Source organism: Anaeromyxobacter sp. SG17, assembly GCF_022690695.1.
Classification (GTDB): Bacteria; Myxococcota; Myxococcia; order Myxococcales; family Anaeromyxobacteraceae; genus Anaeromyxobacter; species Anaeromyxobacter soli.
The window spans coordinates 1-2,500 of sequence record NZ_JALCYX010000135.1 but is presented as its reverse complement, the minus strand read 5'-3'; the positions used below and the strand labels follow the sequence as shown (position 1 = coordinate 2,500).

Genomic DNA, 2,500 nt, shown 5'->3' with positions numbered 1-2,500 from the left:
ACTCATGGCCAGGTTGAAGCGCGGGTAAAACCGCGTGGAGGACCGAACTCATGGAGGTTGAAAACTTCTGGGATGAGCTGTGAGTAGGGGTGAAAGGCCAATCAAACTTGGTGATAGCTGGTTCTCCCCGAAAGATATTTAGGTATCGGCTCGGGAAATTCAGTTCAGGAGGTAGAGCACTGGAACGGCTAGGGGTCCTACCAGATTACCAAACCGTACCAAACTCCGAATGCCTGAAACTGTTATCCCGGGACGCAGTCGGTGGGTGATAACATTCATCGGCGAGAGGGGAATAACCCAGATCGTCGGCTAAGGTCCCCAAGTTCATGCTAAGTGATCACAAAAAGGATGTGGTAGCGCTTTGACAATCAGGAGGTTGGCTTAGAAGCAGCCATCCTTTAAAGATAGCGTAATAGCTCACTGATCAAGCGAGACTGCGCCGAAAATGTATCGGGTCTCAAGCATGACACCGAAGCCACGGGATCCCGCAAGGGATCGGTAGGGGAGCGTAGAACCGGCAGCGAAGCCAGACCGCAAGGACTGGTGGAGTCTGTTCTAGAGCTGATGCCGATATGAGTAGCGACAAAACGAGTGAGAAACTCGTTCGCCGTAAGCCCAAGGTTTCCTGGGGAAGGTTAATCCGCCCAGGGTTAGTCGGGCCCTAAGCCGAGGCCGAAAGGCGTAGGCGATGGACAACAGGTTAATATTCCTGTACCGCCCCGTTGGCGTTGAAGCGAGGGGGGACGGAGAAGGGTAGCGCAGCCGGGTGACGGTCGTCCCGGTTCAAGCCCGTAGGCGGGCCTCATACGATGAAAAGGTGAGGCCGTTAACGCCGAGAGGTGATGACGTGGCCGCAAGGCCTGAAGTGCGTGATCCCATGCTTCCTAGAAAATCCCCGCGTGGAGCTGACGAGGCGCCCGTACCGCAAACCGACACAGGTGGGCGAGGAGAAAATCCTAAGGCGCTTGAGAGAACTCTGGTCAAGGAACTCTGCAATCTACCCCCGTAACTTCGGAAGAAGGGGGGCCCGGCGTCGTGTAGGGACTTGCTCCTGAAGCGACACTGGGTCGCAGATAAATGGCGGTAGCGACTGTTTAACAAAAACACAGGACTCTGCAAACACGTCAAGTGGACGTATAGGGTCTGACGCCTGCCCGGTGCCGGAAGGTTAAGGTGATTCGTCAGGCCGCAAGGCCAAAGCGATGAACCGAAGCCCCGGTAAACGGCGGCCGTAACTATAACGGTCCTAAGGTAGCGAAATTCCTTGTCGGGTAAGTTCCGACCTGCACGAAAGGCGTAACGACTTCCGCGCTGTCTCGACCAGGGACTCAGCGAAATTGAAATAGCTGTGCCGATGCAGTTTACCCGCGGCAAGACGGAAAGACCCCATGAACCTTTACTACAACTTGCCACTGACACTAGGAATTGCTTGTGTAGGATAGGTGGGAGCCTATGAACCCCGGGCGCTAGCTTGGGGGGAGGCAACGGTGAAATACCACCCTGGCGATTTCTGGTGTCTAACCTGGACCCCTCATCGGGGTCGGGAACAATGGCTGGTGGGTAGTTTGACTGGGGCGGTCGCCTCCCAAAAAGTAACGGAGGCGCGCTAAGGTTCCCTCAGCCTGATTGGAAACCAGGCGTCGAGTGCAATGGCATAAGGGAGCTTGACTGCGAGAGCGACGGCTCGAGCAGGTGCGAAAGCAGGTCATAGTGATCCGGTGGTTCTGTATGGAAGGGCCATCGCTCAACGGATAAAAGGTACTCTGGGGATAACAGGCTTATCGCGTCCAAGAGTTCACATCGACGACGCGGTTTGGCACCTCGATGTCGGCTCATCGCATCCTGGGGCTGGAGCAGGTCCCAAGGGTTTGGCTGTTCGCCAATTAAAGCGGTACGCGAGCTGGGTTCAAAACGTCGTGAGACAGTTTGGTCCCTATCTGCCGTGGGCGTAGGAGAAGTGAGAGGATCTGTCCTTAGTACGAGAGGACCGGGATGGACGCACCGCTGGTGTACCAGTTGTCCCGCCAGGGGCATCGCTGGGTAGCTATGTGCGGAACGGATAACCGCTGAAAGCATCTAAGCGGGAAGCCAACCTCGAGACGACTTCTCCCGGGCGCAAGCCCCTGAAGCCCCCTCGAAGACGACGAGGTTGATAGGCCGGAGGTGTACGCGCCGTGAGGCGCTCAGCTGACCGGTACTAATCGGGCGTGCGGCTTGGTCTCCCTCTTCTCAGGTCGTAGACGACCATTGAACGAGGTCGAGATCGAGGCATCGAAACGTGTAGTCCGGGCCACGCGAGGCCCGCTGGAAGACTCTTCTAACCCTTCGTATTCAGCGAGAAGCAGCAGCAGTCGCTTCTCGAGCTCTTTTCCAGGTTTGCGGTGGCTATTTCGGTGGGGTCACACCCGTTCCCATCCCGAACACGGTAGTTAAGCCCACCAGAGCCGATGGTACTGCACCGGAAGCGGTGTGGGAGAGTAGGTCGCTGCCGCATTTTTTT

At 56.6% G+C, this 2,500-nt stretch carries 2 rRNA genes (1 of these 2 cut by a window edge); both read left to right on the top strand.

From position 1 onward, the window contains the following. Positions 1 to 2,222: ribosomal RNA gene (locus tag MNY60_RS23195) — 23S ribosomal RNA — on the top strand (it extends 755 nt beyond the left edge of the window). Positions 2,223 to 2,377: 155 nt separating this feature from the next. Beyond that, positions 2,378 to 2,494, top strand: a 5S ribosomal RNA gene (rrf, locus tag MNY60_RS23190). Positions 2,495 to 2,500 lie beyond the last annotated feature (6 nt).